Annotated in this window: 15 protein-coding genes; 11 read left to right on the top strand and 4 right to left on the bottom strand. The window is 73.4% G+C overall.

What is annotated here, in order from left to right:
- Positions 1-448: 448 nt before the first annotated feature.
- Together ACIRS1_RS18510 and ACIRS1_RS18515 are read left to right on the top strand one after the other, a co-directional pair.
- A complete protein-coding gene (locus ACIRS1_RS18510; RefSeq protein ID WP_402840826.1) occupies positions 449-1678 on the top strand; it encodes a family 2 encapsulin nanocompartment cargo protein terpene cyclase in 1230 nt (409 codons plus the stop codon).
- Between the two features lie 91 nt (positions 1679-1769).
- Complete coding sequence (locus ACIRS1_RS18515; RefSeq protein ID WP_402840829.1) at positions 1770-2648, top strand: geranyl diphosphate 2-C-methyltransferase; 879 nt, start codon at positions 1770-1772, stop codon at positions 2646-2648.
- 115 nt (positions 2649-2763) lie between these two features.
- Here the strand turns inward: ACIRS1_RS18515 and ACIRS1_RS18520 are convergent, their stop codons facing one another.
- Entirely contained in the window at positions 2764-3408 is a 645-nt protein-coding gene (locus ACIRS1_RS18520) for a dihydrofolate reductase family protein (protein ID WP_387904754.1), read from the bottom strand.
- Between the two features lie 299 nt (positions 3409-3707).
- Here ACIRS1_RS18520 and ACIRS1_RS18525 point away from each other — a divergent pair, with 299 nt between their 5' ends.
- Positions 3708-4778: a phosphatidylinositol-specific phospholipase C domain-containing protein gene (locus ACIRS1_RS18525; RefSeq protein WP_402840833.1), complete on the top strand. Its 1071-nt coding sequence runs from the start codon at positions 3708-3710 to the stop codon at positions 4776-4778.
- A gap of 62 nt (positions 4779-4840) precedes the next feature.
- Here the strand turns inward: ACIRS1_RS18525 and ACIRS1_RS18530 are convergent, their stop codons facing one another.
- The gene (locus ACIRS1_RS18530) at positions 4841-6103 is read right to left on the bottom strand and encodes a YncE family protein (RefSeq protein WP_402840836.1); all 1263 of its coding nucleotides are present in this window, start codon (positions 6101-6103) and stop codon (positions 4841-4843) included.
- Positions 6104-6253: 150 nt separating this feature from the next.
- On the opposite strand from ACIRS1_RS18530, the gene ACIRS1_RS18535 reads away from it, so the two are divergent.
- Positions 6254-6931 carry a TetR/AcrR family transcriptional regulator gene (locus tag ACIRS1_RS18535; protein WP_402840839.1) on the top strand — a complete coding sequence of 226 codons (678 nt, stop codon included), beginning with the start codon at positions 6254-6256 and terminating at the stop codon, positions 6929-6931.
- 96 nt (positions 6932-7027) lie between these two features.
- Positions 7028-7420, top strand: coding sequence for a ribonuclease domain-containing protein (locus tag ACIRS1_RS18540; RefSeq protein ID WP_402840842.1), 393 nt, complete (start codon positions 7028-7030; stop codon positions 7418-7420).
- An 86-nt stretch (positions 7421-7506) separates the two neighbouring features.
- On the opposite strand, the gene ACIRS1_RS18545 is transcribed toward ACIRS1_RS18540, so the two are convergent.
- Positions 7507-8424 carry a S41 family peptidase gene (locus ACIRS1_RS18545; protein WP_402840843.1) on the bottom strand — a complete coding sequence of 306 codons (918 nt, stop codon included), beginning with the start codon at positions 8422-8424 and terminating at the stop codon, positions 7507-7509.
- A 57-nt stretch (positions 8425-8481) separates the two neighbouring features.
- On the opposite strand from ACIRS1_RS18545, the gene ACIRS1_RS18550 reads away from it, so the two are divergent.
- The 5 genes from ACIRS1_RS18550 (at position 8482) to ACIRS1_RS18570 (ending at position 13845) form a co-directional block, all read left to right on the top strand.
- A complete protein-coding gene (locus tag ACIRS1_RS18550) occupies positions 8482-8988 on the top strand; it encodes an ArsR/SmtB family transcription factor (RefSeq protein ID WP_402840845.1) in 507 nt (168 codons plus the stop codon).
- Between the two features lie 265 nt (positions 8989-9253).
- A complete protein-coding gene (locus ACIRS1_RS18555) occupies positions 9254-11758 on the top strand; it encodes an OmpL47-type beta-barrel domain-containing protein (protein WP_402840848.1) in 2505 nt (834 codons plus the stop codon).
- A 172-nt stretch (positions 11759-11930) separates the two neighbouring features.
- Entirely contained in the window at positions 11931-12281 is a 351-nt protein-coding gene (locus ACIRS1_RS18560) for a PadR family transcriptional regulator (RefSeq protein ID WP_402840850.1), read from the top strand.
- A gap of 62 nt (positions 12282-12343) precedes the next feature.
- Positions 12344-13264 carry a hypothetical protein gene (locus tag ACIRS1_RS18565; RefSeq protein ID WP_402840853.1) on the top strand — a complete coding sequence of 307 codons (921 nt, stop codon included), beginning with the start codon at positions 12344-12346 and terminating at the stop codon, positions 13262-13264.
- A 221-nt stretch (positions 13265-13485) separates the two neighbouring features.
- A complete protein-coding gene (locus ACIRS1_RS18570) occupies positions 13486-13845 on the top strand; it encodes a 5-carboxymethyl-2-hydroxymuconate Delta-isomerase (protein ID WP_402840856.1) in 360 nt (119 codons plus the stop codon).
- 170 nt (positions 13846-14015) lie between these two features.
- Here the strand turns inward: ACIRS1_RS18570 and ACIRS1_RS18575 are convergent, their stop codons facing one another.
- Positions 14016-15629 carry an alpha/beta hydrolase gene (locus ACIRS1_RS18575; protein ID WP_402840858.1) on the bottom strand — a complete coding sequence of 538 codons (1614 nt, stop codon included), beginning with the start codon at positions 15627-15629 and terminating at the stop codon, positions 14016-14018.
- Positions 15630-15778: 149 nt separating this feature from the next.
- Here ACIRS1_RS18575 and ACIRS1_RS18580 point away from each other — a divergent pair, with 149 nt between their 5' ends.
- Positions 15779-17167, top strand: a complete 1389-nt coding sequence (locus ACIRS1_RS18580; RefSeq protein WP_402840861.1) for an MFS transporter — start codon at positions 15779-15781, stop codon at positions 17165-17167.
- Positions 17168-17179 lie beyond the last annotated feature (12 nt).

The raw sequence follows: 17179 nt of genomic DNA on the forward strand, positions 1-17179 counted from the left end.
CCCGCCCATGATCACCGGATAGCGGACGATGGTGTCAGATCCGTACTCGGAACGGAAGGGACGTGCGCGAGTCATGTGACCGGTGCGCACGTTCCGGCCGCCGGCCGGGCGTCGACGTCGGAGTCGTGCCTGCGGGGGCGCGCGGAGTGCCTGCCCGGAGCGCGGGTTTACCAATGCATGACGAAGGGGCGTTTCAAACGCCGTACGCCCATACGTTCACCTAATCGGGTGTAGAAGATCGTCCGTTGCGATTCCGGACGGCCCCGCACGCCTACGGTTGGGAAGCGAGCGAGACGGGGCCAGGCGCGAAGAACCCCTGCTCCGCGGACGAGGTGACAACCCGTCATATCTTGCGATCCTTCACCAGAGGAGGCTCCATGCCCCTGTGCACCAGATCGGACACACCACCCGGGCGACGGCCCGAGCGCGTCGCCCCGGCGGTGGGGTCATGAGCTCACCGGCGATCGAGCGGATCCTGCGCGGACCCAGCGGACTGGGCACCGCCGGGCTGCAGTTGACGCCGTTCGCCCCGTCTGCGGCCGAGCCCGTGCCGGCCGGGCCGGCGCCGACCCCCGCGATCCCGACCGCGCCCGTACCGGCTCCGTTCGGGGCGGCGACACCCACCGCGAGCGCCCCCAGTGCAGCCGACCCGAGCGCGCCCGCGGCGGCCGCACCGACGGGTGCCGGCAAGCCGCAGCCGGGGGACCCGATCCCGGGCCTCTACCACCACCCGATCGCCGAGCCCGACCCGGCGCGCGTGGAGGAGCTCAGCCTCAGGATCAAGGCCTGGGCGATCGACGAGATCCAGCTCTACCCGGTGGAGTGGGAGAAGGACTTCGACGGGTTCTCCACCGGGCGCTACATGGTGGCCTGCCACCCCGACGCGCCCAGCACCGACCACCTGATGCTCGCGGCCCGTCTGATGGTCGCCGAGAACGCGGTGGACGACTGCTACTGCGAGGACCTCGGCGGCTCGCCGGTCGGCCTGGGCGGCCGCCTGCTGCTCGCGCACACCGCGCTCGACCCGCTGCACACCACGGCGGAGTACCACCCCGCGTGGGAGGCCTCGCTCGCTGAGGACCCGCCCCGGCGGGCGTACCACTCGGCGATGCAGTACTTCACCCGCGCCTCCACGCCCTCGCAGGCGGACCGCTTCCGGCACGACATGGCGCGGCTGCACCTGGGGTACCTGGCCGAGGCCGCCTGGGACGAGACGGACCACGTCCCGGAGGTGTGGGAGTACCTGGCCATGCGCCAGTTCAACAACTTCCGGCCCTGCCCGACGATCACCGACACCGTCGGCGGCTACGAGCTGCCCGCCGAACTCCACGCGCTGCCGGCCATGCAGCGGGTGATCGCGCTGGCCGGGAACGCCACCACGATCGTCAACGACCTGTACTCCTACACCAAGGAGCTGTCCAGCCCCGGACTGCACCTGAACCTGCCGGTGGTGATCTCCCGGCGCGAGGGCGTCCCGCACAAGGAGGCCTACCTCAAGGCGGTCGAGGTCCACAACGAGCTGATGCACGCCTTCGAGGCCGAGGCGGCCGCTCTGGCCGCGGCCTGCCCGGTGCCGACCCTGGTGCGCTTCCTGCGCGGCGTGGCCGCCTGGCTGGACGGCAACCACCACTGGCACCAGACCAACTCCTACCGCTACACCCTGCCCGACTTCTGGTGACCGCCCCGGCGGCCCCGGCACGTCCGGCCACCAGCACCTCCCCGGCACGCCCGCGTGCCACCACCGATAACCACCCGCTAGGAGCTGACGCATGTCCCTGACCGATGACCTCACCATCCAGAACGCCGCGATCCCCGGCCCGGCGACTCCCTACCAGGGCGACATCGCGCGGTACTGGGACCACGAGGCCCGGCCGGTCAACCTCCGCCTCGGTGACGTGGACGGCCTGTACCACCACCACTACGGCATCGGCGACGTCGACCAGGCCGCCATCGGCGACCCGGCCGACAGCGAGCGGGAGAAGAAGGTGATCACCGAGCTGCACCGCCTGGAGTCCGCCCAGGCCGAGTTGCTCCTCGACCACCTGGGCCCGATCCGGCCCGGCGACACCCTGGTCGACGCCGGCTGCGGCCGCGGCGGGTCCATGGTGATGGCCCACCAGCGCTTCGGCTGCCGGGTCCGGGGCGTCACCCTCTCCGCGAAGCAGGCCGAGTTCGGCAACAACCGCGCCGACGAGCTGGGCATCGGGGACTTCGTCCGCTCCCAGGTCTGCAACATGCTCGACATGCCCTTCGAGACCGGCCAGATCGCGGGTTCCTGGAACAACGAGTCCAGCATGTACGTGGACCTGCACGACCTGTTCGCCGAGCACTCCCGGGTCCTCTCGGTGGGCGGCCGCTACGTGACCATCACCGGCTGCTGGAACCCGGCGTACGGGCAGCCCTCCAAGTGGGTCTCGCAGATCAACGCCCACTTCGAGTGCAACATCCACTCCCGCCGGGAGTACCTGCGGGCGATGGCCGACAACCGGCTCGTCCCGCAGGCCGTCATCGACCTCACCCCGGCGACCCTGCCCTACTGGGAGCTGCGCGCGACCTCCTCGCTGGTCACCGGCATCGAGGAGGCGTTCATCAACTCCTACAAGGACGGCTCGTTCCAGTACGTCCTGATCGCGGCCGACCGGGTCTGACCCGGACGGCACGGCCGACGGCCGGTGGCCTCCCCGCACCCGCGGGGAGGCCACCGGCCGTTCTCGCCCGTACGCCGGGCCCCGCCGGTACGCCCGGCCGGGCCGGCCCACCGGCCTACCTGCGGGTGAAGGTGACGTGGGTCACGCCGCTCGGGCTGCTCACCGCCTCGGTGCGGAAGCGCTCCTCGACGCCCTCCAGCCCGGCCCAGAGCGACTCCCCGCGGCCCAGCACGATCGGCACCACGACGACGTGCAGGTGGTCGATCAGGTCGGCCTCCAGGAAGGCGCGCACCGTACCGGGGCCGCCGCCGATCCGGACGTCCTGGCCGCCCGCCGCCTCCCGGGCGCGGCGCAGCGCCTCCTCCGGGGTGGCGTCGAGGAAGTGGAAGGTCGTCCCGCCCTCCATCTCCACGGTCGGGCGGGGGTGGTGGGTCAGCACGAACACCGGGGTGTGGAACGGGGGGTTGGCGCCCCACCAGCCCTTCCAGTCCTCGTCCTGCCACGGGCCGCGCTGCGGGCCGAACTTGTTGCGCCCCATGATCTCCGCGCCGATGCCGTCGGCCCAGGTGCGGGCCATCGCGTCGTCGACGCCGGTCTCGCCGCCCTCCAGGCCCTGCATCCGGCGGAACGTCCGGGTCCCGAAGAACCACTGGTGCAGCCGGGTGCCGGCGTGGCCGAACGGGGAGTCGAGGGTCTGCCCCTCGCCCGTCCCGTAGCCGTCGAGGGAGATCGAGAAGTTGTGGACACGGACCAGGGACACGGGAGTTCCTCCAGTGCTCGACGCTCCGGTGCGAAGGTGGCCGCACCGCGTGCGGGCACCCTAACCCGGGCCCCTGACAGCGCCGTGGTTCCCCGCCGCAGGGCGTGGCGCGGGGCGGGCCCCGACCGCCCGGGCCGGTGACCGGAGGCCGCTCGCAGCCGGTCGGGACCCGCCCGCTATTCTCGTCACGACATTGTCGTGTCTTCTTCACCCCGCGCACGCCCGGGTGGGCGATGCTTCGCGGGGCGGTCCGGGAGGGGCCGTCGGAAGGCACATCTCGACCCGGGGGGACAACACCCATGACCGCACGCCGTATCACGGCCGGTTTCCTGGCCGCCGGCCTGCTCGCAGCCTCGGCGGCCCTGATCTCGACGGCGTCGGCCGACGCGGCCGAGGGCGCCGCCGGCGACCTGCCGTTCGGCTCGGCCACCACCGTGGGCCTGCACAACACCTACGACCCGGCCGCCTACCCCTACCTCGCCCAGGGGCTGGACACCGGCACCGGCATGATCGAGCTGGACGTCTGGACCGACATCGTCACCAAGGAGTGGAAGGTCAGCCACTCCAACCCGCTCGGCAACTCCAACAACTGCACCGCCGCCACCACCCCGGCGCAGCTGTACGGCGGCGGCGCCAACAAGAACCTGGAGAACTGCCTCGACGACGTCCGGGTCTGGCTCGCGGCCCACCCGGCGGCCGGCCCGCTGGTCGTCAAGCTGGAGCTGAAGGCGGGCTTCTCCGCCAACCACGGGATGGGCCCCAAGGAGCTGGACGCGCTGATCGCCGCCCACCTCGGCCCGGCGGTGCTGCGCCCGGCCGACCTGCTGACCAAGCCCGGCGGCGGCGCGTACGCCAGCGTCGACGAGGCGGTGCGGGCCGGCAACTGGCCCAGCCGTTCGGCGCTCGCCGGCCGGGTCCTGCTCTACGCGATCCCGGGCACCGTCGAGGAGGGCAACCCCTTCGACACCCTGCACACCGACGTCGAGTACGGCCGCCACCTGCGCGACCTCGCGGCCGCCGGCCGGATCAAGGACGCCCAGCTGTTCCCGGCCGTGCACGGCGCCGCCGCCGGCGACCCGCGCAGCGCGTACACCGGCGCGGACGCCGGCATCCGGCCCTGGTTCGTGGTCTTCGACGGCGACGCGGCGACCTACGTCAACGGCATCGACACCGGATGGTACGACCGCTCGCACTACCTGCTGGTGATGACGGACGCCCACAACGTGGCGCCCGCCATCAGCGCCACCGACCCGACGGCCGACCAGGCCCGGGCGCGCACCCAGCAGCTGGCGGGGGCGCACGCCAGCATCGTCTCCAGCGACTGGCGCCGGCTCCCGGCGGTGCAGTCCCTGGTGCTGTCGCGCGGCTGATCCGCGGCTGATCGGCGGCCCCGGGGCCGGGCTGAGGCCCGGCCCCGGCGAGGCGCCGGGCCTCAGCCCGTGGCCGGTCCGGTCCAGCCGCTGGGAACGCGGCCGGGCCGGACCCGCTGGGGGTGGCGGCCGACGGAGACCGAGGCGGTCTTGCGCCCGGTCGCGAAGTCGATCGCGGTGACCTGGTCGGCGCCGCTCTCCGAGATCAGGCAGGACCGGCCGTCCCCGCTGACCGTCGCCCAGTAGGGCTTGGAGGCCGGGACGAGCGGGCCCTCCTGGAGCGTGGCGCGGTCGACGACGGTGGCGTAGTCGTCGACGGTGCCCGCGACGCAGAGCTTGTCGCCCGACGGGCTGATCGACAGGCCGTGGTGGCGGGAGTCGTTGGGCCAGGTGGTGCGGTCCCCGTCGGTGCCCGGGCTGCCCGGCAGCGTCTTCACCCGGGTGATCCGGTCCGCGGCGACGTCGTACTCCAGGAAGCCGTTGAAGAAGGACACCTGGAAGTAGAGCCGGGAGCCGTCGGGCGAGAAGACAGCGGGGCGGACGGCGTTGGAGAGCCCGCCGAGGCCGGCGTCGTCCAGCCGTCTGCGCATGTCGATGACCCTGATCGGGGCGAACGTGGCCGCGTCTACGACGGTGATGTGCCGGTCGCCCTTCGTCCAGTCCAGCCACGGTGCGTCGAGGGCGGTCTCGACGTTGCCGATGGACATGTTCCAGAGCTGTCGGCCGCCGTCGGTGAAGATGTTCTCGTGCGGCTTGTCGCCGGTGCGGAAGGAGCCGAGCTGGGCGCCGGTCCTGACGTCCAGGACGTGCACGGTGTTCGCGGTGGAGGCGGACACGGCGACCCGGGTGCCGTCGGGGGAGAGCGCCATGTGGTCGGCGCGGTAACCGGCCACGGGGAAGCGCCAGTTGATCCGCCCGGTGGCGAGGTCCAGGGACACCACGTCGGCGAAGCTGGGGCGCGAGACGACCAGGGCGGAGCCGTCCGGGGTGGTGTACATGTCGTCGACGAACTGGTCGTGGCCCTCGCCCGGGCCGAGCCGGATGCCGAGGAAGTAGCCGAGCCTGACCGGGTCGAGGTAGATCTCGGCGAGGCGCTGGTCCTTGTCGGGGATGACGTCGATCCGCCCGATCCTGGTGAGGGCGCCGGAGGGCTCGATGGCGTCGGCCGTGCCCTCCCAGTTGTTGCCGACGAACATCACCTCCCGGAGTGCCGCGGGCGTGGTGGCGTGGCCGGTGGCGGCGGCCGGCAGCAGCAGGCCGAGGGCGGCCGCCAGGGTGCAGAGGGATCGGACGCCTGGACGGCGTCGGGAACCTGACCGGGGCATCGTCGCTCCTTCGCGGTGTCACGAAGTCTGAAAAGACGGTTTGTCAGATTGCGCTACCCGACGGTAGGGAGGGGTGCGGCCGCCTGGCAAGACCCCGGTCACCGACAATCGTCCCGGGACGGTGTTCGGAGCGGAGAGGGGCGGGCGCGGATGGGCACGGCCACGGGCACGTACGGCGGCAGGTCCGCGCAGGAGCGGCGGGCGGAGCGCCGCGAGCGCTTCCTCGCGGCCGGGCTGGAACTGTTCGGCGCCGGCCCCGGCTACCGCGCCTCCTCGGTGACGGCGCTCTGCGAGGCCGCCGGGCTCTCCACGCGGCAGTTCTACGAGGAGTTCCGCAACCTGGAGGACGTCCTCGCCCGACTGCACCTGCGGGTCAACGACCTCACCGAGCAGGAGGTCGTCCGGGCCCTCGCCGACGCGGCGGCGGACGGCTTCGCGCAGCGCGTCACGGTCGTCCTGCGGGCCTACGTCACCGCCGTCACCCGCGATCCGCGCCGACTGCGGATCACCTTCGTGGAGATCGTCGGCGTGAGCGCGGCGCTGGAACGCCAGCGGCTCCTCCGGCGCGCCCGCTGGGTGGAGCTGATCCTCGCCGAGGCCGCGGCGGCCGCCGCCCGGGGCGAGATCGCCCCCCGGGACCACCGGATCGCCGCGACGGCCTTCATCGGCGCCGTCAACGGCCTGCTGCACGACTGGACGGCCGGCCAGTTCGAGGCCACGCTCGACCAGGTGGTCGACGAACTGGCCGGGCTGCTGCTCGGCGCCGTCCGCCTCCGGGAACGCCGAGCCGCCCCGGCCGCTCCGACAGCCTCCCCCAACGGCCGCTGACCAGGTCAAGGCCTGTGCCGGTACGCCGAGTTGACCCGAGGTGAAGAGTTGGATCAGGGCTTCCGGCCGGCTCCGGAGGTCGCCATGCTGGTTGTCATGACCCGCACTCTACGCGCGTGGACGACTCGCGCTGTCGCCGCCGCCGCCGTCACCCTGACCACCCTGGCCCCCGTCGCGGTCGCCACCGAGGCGCACGCCGCGGTGAGCGGCTCGGTCTGCCTGACCGCGCTGCCCTCGCAGGCCCGGACCACGCTCAACCTGATCGCCTCCGACGGGCCGTTCCCGTACAGCCAGGACGGCGTGGTGTTCCAGAACAAGGAGCGCGTGCTGCCGAACCAGTCGTACGGCTACTACCACGAGTACACCGTGGTCACGCCCGGCTCGCCGACCCGTGGCGCCCGCCGGATCGTCACCGGCAAGCGCTACCACGAGGACTACTACACCGGAGACCACTACGCGACCTTCAGATCGATCAGCTTCGGCTGCTGACCGGGCGTTCCCGCCGAAGGGTTAGCGACAACAGCTCGGGCCCGGGCCGGCGTGCGCTCCGGCCCGGGCCCGTCGTGCAGTGCGGGTCAGGCCAGGCGCGCCACCGTCCGGGCCAGCGCGCGGTCCAGCGCCGCCCCGGCGTCGCACGGGACGTCGGGGCGGACGCCGGTGCCCTCCCAGTTGGTGCCCGAGACCGGGTTGACCGCGCGGGCGACGGGCACGCTGAGCTCCAGGTGCGGGTGCACCGTCCAGCCCTCCCGCGGGTGCGCGCCGCCCCGGGTGGCCTCCCCGACGACCTCGGCGCGTCCGAGCTGCTGCAGGTCGTAGGCGAGCTCCTCGGCCGCGGAGAAGGTGTTCCCGCTCGTCAGGACGGAGAGCGGCTTGCTGCCGCCGAAGCGGGCGCCCGGGACGAACGGGGGAGTCCAGGACTGCTCGGCCAGCTCGCCCTGTCGCGAGAGCATGGTGTTGAGGTGGGTGCGGCCGTCGAGGAGGTAGCCGCAGACGAAGGCGACGGTGTCCGGATCGCCGCCGGTGTTGCGGCGCAGGTCCAGGATCAGGGCGCGGGCGGGGGCCACCAGGGAGAGCGCCGCGGCCAGCGGCTGCGCCGCCCAGTCCAGCGGGAACATCGTGGGCCCGATCTCCAGGACCGCGACGCCGCCGTCGAGGAGTTCCACCCGCGGGACACCGCACAGGGAGGCGTCGAACTCCCGGCGCATCTCGGCGAGTGCGGCCGCGCCGCGTTCGGGCGGCACCGGGGCGGCGTGGTGCTTGAGGGCCAGGTGCAGGTCGCCGTTGACGGACCGCAGGTCCGCGGTGACGGCTTCGGCCAACTCCTCCGCGGTCCCGGCCCGGTAGGAGCCCTCGGCGCCCCGGCGCCGCAGCAGGGCCGCCAACTGTCGGGCGACGTCGGGGAAGACGTAGTTCGCGCCGACCAGGTCGGCGATCGACTCGACGACGGCGGCGGTGTCCAGCTCGGGCAGCGAGGTGGTGGAGGTGGAGGTCATGGGAGGGAGTAGACCAGCGGCTTGCCAAAGCGTCAAACGTCCTTAACGCTTGATCGGGTGAGCAACCAACCGGACGAGGACGTCCAGCGGATCAGCACGTCCCGGCAGCACACCGCACTCGCCCACCCCCTGCGCCAGCGCCTGCTCTTCGCCCTCAGCGCCCGGCCGTCGACGATCAGTCGGCTCGCCGCACAGCTGGGGGTGAACAAGGGCAGGGTCTCCCACCACCTCGGGGTGCTGGGCGAGGCGGGACTGGTCCAGGACGCGGGAACGCGGACAGTGCGCGGCGGCACCGAGAAGTACTACCGGCGGAGCGCCGAACGGCTCCTCGTCGCCGAACCGCAGGCGGAGGGCACGGCCGCGCTGTTCGGTGCCGTCGCCCAGGAGCTGGACCGCTCGCCCACCGGCCACCTCCTGACGCTGCGCCACATCAGGCTCAGCCCGGCCAGGGCGGCGAAGCTCGCCAAGGCGCTGGCTGCGCTGGTCGACGAGGCCGAGGAGGATCCGGAGGGCGAGCCGGTGCACGGCCTCCTGGTGACGCTCTACCGGCAGGCCGGGACGTAGGGCGGGCGGACACCGAGTCGGCAGCGGGAGCTCCGTCTCCCGGGTCCCAGCCCGGTACGACTCCCACCCCGGTACGACCGGGCCCGCTGCCGTGATCTCACGGCCTCGACCTTCGGACGTCCGGGGCCCGTTCACTCGGGGAGGCCAGCCGGTCCGGCCGTTCGATCGTCTTCCCTCCCCGTTCGGGCTCCGCCTGGGTGCCCGGGGCCGGGGGCCGCCCCACGGTGTGAGCGTGGGGCGGATCCGATACGGAGAGTGAGGGCGGATGAGACACGAACGACGCGGCGGGCGGTGGCGCGGCCGGGCCGGGCGGGCCGTGGCGGTGCTCGGCCTGGCACTGCTGGGAGCCGGAACAGGGTTCGGTACGGCGCCGCCGCCGGCCCAGGCCTCCGTCCGGGCGGCCCGCAGCGCGACGGTGGTCCTCAACAACACCAGCGACCGGGCGCTCGTGCTGACCAGCGACAACCTCGACCACGGGTGCTGGACCCACGAGCCGCCCGCCCGGATCGAGGCCGGGGCGTCCGCCAGCTGGGAGTCGGAGTCCTGCGGCTTCATGACCGGCACCGAGGGGTCGGCCTTCTTCGCGATCGACGGCGAGAGCGGGCCCGACCTGCGGATCCACTGGGACAACCCGTTCTACGGCTCCAACAGCTACAGCGAGACGGTGCCGAGCGGCTACAAGATCAACCGCACCGGGGGCGACGGCAACGACGCCACCGCGACGTACGCGTTCGACTGCAACTCCAAGATGTGCGACGGCATCGCCGACGAGTGGAAGCAGCACGGCGTCTCCCTCGACCCGGGCGACGGCAGCGGAATGCAGTTCATCGACCTGCCCGCCATGGGCGCCGACGTCAACAAGCCGGACATCTTCATCCAGGTCGACTGGATGGAGGACACCAGCCCCGGCAACGCCCACAGCCACCAGTTCGACGCGGCGGCGGCCAAGCTGCTCGTCGACGCCTTCGCCAACGCGCCGGTCCAGCGCCGGGGTGCGCCCAGCTCCGGCGTCAACCTGCACATCGACGCCGGGCCCGGCAGCACCATGAACTTCGCCACCGGACAGACCTGGGGCGGGTACAGCCGCGCCCGGCAGCTGGCCGAGACCACCAGCCTCGGCACCTGCGACGGCGACGGCAGCTGCAACAACGACAGCCGGTACCAGTGGAACGCCTTCGACGCCATCAAGAAGGCCAAGGGAGGATTCGTCAGCTCCGGCCGCGCACCGGTGTTCCACTACGCGGTGGCCGCGCACCTGCTCGTCCCCGGCACCTCCTGGACGGGCATCTCCCCGGACGGCGGCAGCGACATCGTCCTCGCCCTCGGCAACCAGACCGGCCAGGTCGGCGACAAGAACGAGCAGGCCACCGACCTGATGCACGAACTCGGGCACAACCTGGGGCTGCAGCACGGCGGCTTCGAGGAACTCAACTTCAAGCCGCACTACTTCAGCGTGATGAACTACCTGTACTCCGGCGACGGCCTGCCGCACGGGGCCGACCGGTTCGTCGACTACTCCCGGACCGCCACCACCCTCGACGAGACCCACCTGGACGAGGCGTCCCCGCCGGCCACCGGCAGCGGCGTGCGCTACGACGTCAAGCGCAACTGCGGTGGTGCGTTCATCGCCGCGCGGGTCGACACGGCCGGCTACATGGACTGGAACTGCAACGGTTCGAAGGACCCGGGGACGGTCTCCTCCGACGTCAACAAGGACGGCGTGCAGAGCGTCAAGCTCGACGGGTACGACGACTGGGCGCACATCCGCCTCAAGGGCGGGGCGATCGGCGGCGCCACCGTGCCCGGCCTCCCGGCGCCGCAGAAGATCCACGAGCCCGACGCGCAGGTCTTCCAGCAGATCCAGCCGGTCGACATCGCCGCGCCGGTCACCACCGCCACCGCCGACCCGCCCCCGAACGGCGCCGGCTGGAACAACGGGGACGTCACCGTCACCCTGGGCGCCACCGACGACCTCAGCGGGGTCGCCCGGACCGAGTACGACCTGGACGGCGGCGGCTGGACGGGCTACACCGGCCCGGTGCCGGTCACCACCGCGGGCGTCCACACGCTGTCCTACCGCTCCGTCGACCGGGCGCAGAACACCGAGGACGCCAGGGCCCTCACGGTGCGGATCGACCGGACGCCGCCGGTCACCACGGCCGCGCTCGGCTCGACCACCAATCCGGCCGGCTGGATCACCGCCGACGGGCACGTCACCCTGACCGCGGTGGACGAACCGGGCGGCTCGGGCGTCGCGGGCGTCAGCTACCGGACGAGTGGCGCCCAGACCACCCCGGAGACCACCGTGCCCGCCGACACGGCCGCCCTGACGATCACCCAGGAGGGCGAGACCGTCGTCACCTTCCACGCCACCGACCGGGCGGGGAACGAGGAGACCGAGAAGGCGTACACCGTCCGGCTCGACCGGACCGCGCCGACGTCGGCCTTCACCACCGCGTCCGAGGCGATCTTCGTGGCCGTCCCGGCGGGCGGGCCGCACGACGACCAGTACGTCACCGGTACCGCCGGTGACAACGCCTCCGGCGTCGACCACGTGGACGTCGTGTTCACCTCGAAGGTGCCCGGCCCGACCCTGGTGCAACGCGCCGGGCTCAGCTGCTCGGACGGCACGCACCGGCACTGCACCTGGCGGGTGCGGCCGCCGTCCGGCCTCGGCATCTACCGGGTGACGTCCACCGCCACGGACGTGGCCGGCAACGTCGAGACGCCGCCGGGGCGGGGCATCGACGTGATCGTCGTCCGGACGTAGACGCGGGGATCACGCGGCGCGGGCCCCCGGCGACAGCGGTCGGGGGCCCGCGCCGGCCGGCCGTGCCCCCTCGGTGGACGTCCGGGTGAGCCGCCGTCACATGACGCCCGAGGAAACCCCGTTCGACCAGCGGGGTTGTGGATAGGCCGATGATCTACCTATCCTTCGGGTCATGACGCAGCGAGCACTGCAGGAACCGACCCTGCTCATGCTGACGGTGCTGGCCGACCGGCCGCGGCACGGGTACGCCATCGTCCAGGAAGTCCTCGCGATCTCCCGGGGGCGGGTGCGCCTGCGCACCGGCACGCTCTACAGCGCCCTGGAACGCCTGGTCCTGGAAAGCCTCATCGAGGTGCACGGCGAGGAGACCGTCGCGGGCAGGCTCCGCCGCAGCTACCGCCTGACCGGGCAGGGGCGGGCGGTGCTCGTCGAAGAGGCCGAGCGACTTCGCGCCGCCGCCGCGGAAGTCGAACGCCGCCTGGCCGACGCCGTCACGCCGACCTGGAAGGACTCCTTCGCGTGAACCCACACCACCCCGCCGTGCCCCCGGCCGTGCCCGGAGAGCCGGGACGACCGGGCCCGGCGGTGACCGGACCCTCCGAGCCGGCGCCGCCGGCCCCCCGCGGCCTGCTGCGCATCTACCCCGCCGGGTACTGGCAGCAGCACGGCGAGGAGATCGCGGCCCTGCACGGCGAGGCCCGGGCAGCGGCCGTCGGCCGGGTCGCGCGGGCGAGGGAGGACCTCGACCTGTTCGGGCACGCGGTCCGCATCCGGCTGGGGATCTCGTCCACCACCGCCGCGGGCCGGGCCCTGGCCGCCGCCGCACCGTACGCGCTGGTCGGCGTCGCGGCCTCGGCCGTGCTCGGCCTCGTCCCGACCATCTTCACCCCCGAGTCGCGCGCGCTGTGGCCCTACGGCCTCGTCCTCAACGCGCTGCCCGCGCTCGGCCTGCTCTGCGCCGTCGCCGGACGCTGGACCTGGGCGAGGCCGTTGGCGCTCGTCGGCAGCACGCTGTCCCTCCTGGTGACGACGATCGCCCTGGGCCCGTCGTTCGCACCGGCGGGGATCCCGTTCCTGGCGCTGGTCTCCCTCCTGCTGCTGAGCGCCCCGCCCGACCTGCCGCCGACCTCGCGCCGCAGTCAGTGGGCCATGCTGGCCACGGCGGCCGGGATCGTGCTGCCACCGGTGGCCTGGAGCCTGGGGGTGCCGGGGATCGTCCCCTCCGACCGCACGCCGTGGCCCGTCATCGTGATGGCCGTGGTGATCCTGGTCTCGCTGGCCCGGCTCCGGTCGGCGCCCGCGGCCGTCGCCGGCGCGTTCCTGGCCACGCTGCCCTGGTTCTCCAACGTCCTCGCCTACCACCCCTCGCCGCTGCTGCAGATCGAGATCGGCGCCTACGGCGGTCTGCTGCTGATCGCCGGCGGCCTGCGCCTGGCGCTCGGCGCCCGAGGGGCCGCGGCCGGGCCGCAGGTCGAGGCGCGGACCGGTGGTACCTCCGTCGGCTGACGTCGGGCGAGCCCCTGGTCCGCAGGGCCGGGGGCCGGTGCGGACACCCTCCGGACAGCCGTCGATGCCGTGTCACACCGCACCGTGAGCCCCGCCGTTCGGCCCGGCGGCGGTGCGCGGTAGCGTCACCGCGGCGCCCCGGACCGGTCCCGACCGGTCCGGGCGCCGCCGTACCCTCCGACCGAGCCCGTCGTGGGCTCCGCCCCCCCCGGGAGCCACCCGTGCCACAGATCCTGGTCGACCACTCGGCCGGTCTCGACCTCGACCGCGAGGCCTTCGCGCAGGAGGTCCACCGGCTGATCACCGAAGTGATCGACACCACCGTCGCCGACTGCAAGACCCTCTTCCGCCCGGCCGGGCTCACCTCCGTCGGCGACGGGACGGGCGGGCACGCGGTTGTGCTGGTGGAGATCAAGATCCTGGCCGGCCGCAGCGCCGCACAGCGCGCCGAACTGACGGCCCGGGTGCTCGCCGCCGTCCGGGCCCGCGTCACCGTCCCCGCCGCGATCGGCGTGGAGGTCACCGAACTCGACCGCGAGACCTACCGCTTCGTCCACCACCCGGGCAGCTCGGTGTGCTGACCCGGGGCGACACGCGGCAGCGGACGCTGTCGCTGCTCGAACCGGCGGTGGGGGACCGCGGGCGCTGAGTCGTCCGGGAGCCGGTGGGGCGCCCGGCGCGGTGGCGGAAGGCCCCGCGGCCCGGGCCCGGGGTTCCGGGGCGGGCGGCGGGGCCGGGGAGCCGTGCGGTGTCAGTCCGTCGCGCAGTGCGTCCCGGCGGCCGGGACGGTCCCGTCCACCAGGAAGGTGTCGACGGCGCCGCGGATGCAGGAGCTGGCGCCGTAGGCGGTGTGCCCCTCGCCGTCGCGGGTGAGCAGGACGGCGTTGCCGAGTTCGGAGGTCAGCTTCTCGGCCCAGGCGTACGGGGTGGCCGGGTCGCCGGTGGTGCCGACCACGACGATGGGCGCGGCGGCGGTGGACTTGATGACGTGCGGCTTCTCGGTCGCGCGGAACGGCCAGATCCGGCAGTCCGGGTCGAACAGCGCGGCCGTCGGGTCGTGCTTGCTGACCAGCGGGGCCTTGGCGGCGAGGTCGGTGAGCGCGGCCTGGAGCTGCTCGCCGGTGGGCGCGTCGGTGGCGCCGTCGGCGCAGTGGATGGCGGTGTAGGCGTCGGCGGAGGCGCCGAAGTGTCCGTCCTTGTCGCGGCCGTTGTAGCCGTCGGCGAGGTCGAGCAGGTAGTCGCCCTTGCCGCGCACCATGGCCCAGCCCAGGACGTTGCGCAGGTCGGCCCAGGCCTGCTCGCCGCCGTAGAGCCGGCTGATCACGCCGGTCCAGGCCGCGGTGGCGGTGACGGTGCGGCCCTTGGAGGTGGTGAGCGGCTTGTCCTTGAGGCCGTCGAGGAAGTCGGCGAGCTTCTGGGGGGCCTTGTCGGCGTTCTTGCCGAGCGGGCACGGGTCCTTGCCGGCGCAGTCGGCGGCGAAGGCCTTGAGGGCGCGTTCGAAGCCGGCCTGCTGCTCGATGTTGTGCTGCACCAGGGTGGCGGACGGGGAGGTGGCGCCGTCCAGGACGAGCCGGCCGACCCGGTCGGGGAACTCCTCGGCGTAGAGCGAGCCGAGGTAGGTGCCGTAGGACATGCCGAGGTAGTTGAGCTTCCGGTCGCCGACGGCGGCGCGCAGCACGTCCATGTCGCGGGCGGTGTCGCGGGTGCTGACGAAGGGCAGGACCTTCGCGTACTTGGCCTGGCAGGCGTCGGCGAGCTGCTTGCCGTGGTCGGCGCCCGGCTCGTCGGTGGTGACCCAGCCGTCCCTGGCCTGGTCGTCGAGGCACTTGAGCGGGTCGGTGCCGCCGACGCCGCGCGGGTCGAAGCCGATGACGTCGAACCGGTCGTGCAGGGGGCCGTCGAAGCCCTTGGGGTCGCCCTTGACCATCCGCACTCCGGAGCCGCCCGGGCCGCCGGGGTTGACCAGCAGGGAGCCGACCCGCTGGTCGGGCTTGGCGGCGGGGTTGCGGACGACGGCGACGTCGAGGGTGTCGGCGGCCGGGTGGCCGTAGTCGAGCGGGACCTTGAGGGTGGCGCACTGCTCGACGGACTCGTCGACCTTCTCGGTCGCCGGGTCGTCCGGGCACGGCGCCCAGGCGATCTGCTGGCCGTAGAACGGTTTGAGCGCCGGGTCGTCGGCGCCGGTCGGCTTGACCGTGGGCGTCGGGGCGGGCGCCGGGGTGGTGCTCTGGGCGGGGGTGGCGCCGGCCGTGGTGGCGGTGGGCGCCGCGGTGGTCGCGCCGCCGCCGCTGCAGCCGGCCAGCAGGGCGGCGGCGATGACGGCGGGCAGGGCGCGCCGGGATATCCCGGTGATCGTCGAATGCACCGCACACAGATATCACCGCACCGTCACACGCGTCACATCGGTACGTCGTGTCCGAAGCGCCGACGGCTCCGCGGGCCCGCCCGAACCGCCCCGCGCGGGGCGGGCCGGATCCGGCCCCACGGGAGCGGCGCGGCTGCCATGCTGGGGCCATGACAGATCGGACCGGAACCATCCCGTCGGGCGAGGGCCCCGAAACCGGGCGGCGGCGAAGGGAGTTGGCCGCGGCGACGGTCGGCTCGGTGGTCGAGTCCTTCGACTGGAACGTCTACGCCGTCCTCGCCCCGTACTTCGCGGCGGACCTCTTCGGCCACGGCAAGGGCGGACTCGGCGGGCTGCTCGGCGCCTACGCGGGCTTCGCGGTCGGGTTCGTCGCCCGGCCGGTCGGCTCGTACCTGATCGGGCGGCTCAGTGACACCCGGGGGCGGCGCTTCGCGCTCACCCTCGGGATGTCGGTGATCGCCGCGGCCAGTCTCGGCATCGCCCTGGTGCCGGACCAGCGGTCGATCGGCGCCTGGGCGGCCGTCCTGGCCGTCGCGGCCCGGGTGGTGCAGGGCCTGGCCTTCGGCGGGGAGGCGCCCAGCGTCGCCGCGTACGTGACCGAGACGGCCCCGCCCCGGCACCGCTTCGCCTTCAGCTCGGTGTCCTACGGCGGGATCATCCTGGGCTCGCTGCTCTCCTACGGCGTGCTCGCGCTGCTGCTGCACACCCTCGGCAAGGACGGTGTCACCCACGGCGGTTGGCGCTGGGCGTTCGTGGTCGCGGCGCTGCTCGGGCTGGCCGCGGTCTGGGTGCGGCGGGCGGCCCCGGAGAGCGCGGAGTTCCACCGGGCCCGCAGGGAGCGGGGAAAGGCCGACCGGGGCCGGGCCCGGGGGCCGGCCGGGCCCCCGCCGTTCGCGCGGGTGCTCCGCGACCACCGCCGGGCGGTGCTCACCGTCTTCCTCAACACCCTCGGCGGGACGGTCGGTTACTACTTCGCCCTGGTCTACCTGCCGCAGTACGCGGCCGCCTACGGGGTGGTCGACAAGGAGGAGGCGACCTCCTTCATGACGGTGGTGCTCGCGGTGGTGCTGGCCACCATGCTGCTCACCGGCGCGGCCGCCGACCGGATCGGCCTGCTGCCGGTCGCCCGGGTGGGCTTCGCCCTGCCGGTGCTGCTGGTGCCGCTGCTGCTCACCGCGCTGCGCCAGGGCTGGCTGCCGTTCCAGGCCGTCGCGGTGCTGCTGGGGATGCTGGTGGCCACCGTGCTGGGCACGCTCAACGTCTTCACCGGGCTGCTCTTCCCCACCGAGGTCAGGGCGCTCGGCCTCGGCGTGGTCAACGCGACCACGATCGCCGCGTTCGGCGGGACGTTCCCGCTGCTCGCCGAGTGGCTGCGCGACCACCACCACCTGGGTCTGATCCCCGGCTACGTGACCCTCTGCACGGCCGGCCCGGCGCTCGGTCTGGTCACCGCGCTGCGGGTGCCGTCCTTCGCTGCCGCCGTGGGGGAACCGGGTGTTCAGTCACTCGACGGTCAAGTGCCGTCCGAAAGCGGCTGACGTTCGATCATG

The sequence above is a fragment of the Kitasatospora sp. NPDC101176 genome (genome assembly GCF_044768035.1).
Lineage (GTDB): Bacteria > Actinomycetota > Actinomycetes > Streptomycetales > Streptomycetaceae > Kitasatospora.

Coding starts and splice junctions, on each gene's coding strand:
- ACIRS1_RS18560 (WP_402840850.1), top strand. CDS start 11,931: ATGACGCAGCGAGCACTGCAGGAACCGACCCTGCTCATGCTGACGGTG.
- ACIRS1_RS18515 (WP_402840829.1), top strand. CDS start 1,770: ATGTCCCTGACCGATGACCTCACCATCCAGAACGCCGCGATCCCCGGC.
- ACIRS1_RS18545 (WP_402840843.1), bottom strand. CDS start 8,424: ATGACCTCCACCTCCACCACCTCGCTGCCCGAGCTGGACACCGCCGCC.
- ACIRS1_RS18535 (WP_402840839.1), top strand. CDS start 6,254: ATGGGCACGGCCACGGGCACGTACGGCGGCAGGTCCGCGCAGGAGCGG.
- ACIRS1_RS18540 (WP_402840842.1), top strand. CDS start 7,028: ATGACCCGCACTCTACGCGCGTGGACGACTCGCGCTGTCGCCGCCGCC.
- ACIRS1_RS18530 (WP_402840836.1), bottom strand. CDS start 6,103: ATGCCCCGGTCAGGTTCCCGACGCCGTCCAGGCGTCCGATCCCTCTGC.
- ACIRS1_RS18580 (WP_402840861.1), top strand. CDS start 15,779: ATGACAGATCGGACCGGAACCATCCCGTCGGGCGAGGGCCCCGAAACC.
- ACIRS1_RS18510 (WP_402840826.1), top strand. CDS start 449: ATGAGCTCACCGGCGATCGAGCGGATCCTGCGCGGACCCAGCGGACTG.
- ACIRS1_RS18555 (WP_402840848.1), top strand. CDS start 9,254: ATGAGACACGAACGACGCGGCGGGCGGTGGCGCGGCCGGGCCGGGCGG.
- ACIRS1_RS18525 (WP_402840833.1), top strand. CDS start 3,708: ATGACCGCACGCCGTATCACGGCCGGTTTCCTGGCCGCCGGCCTGCTC.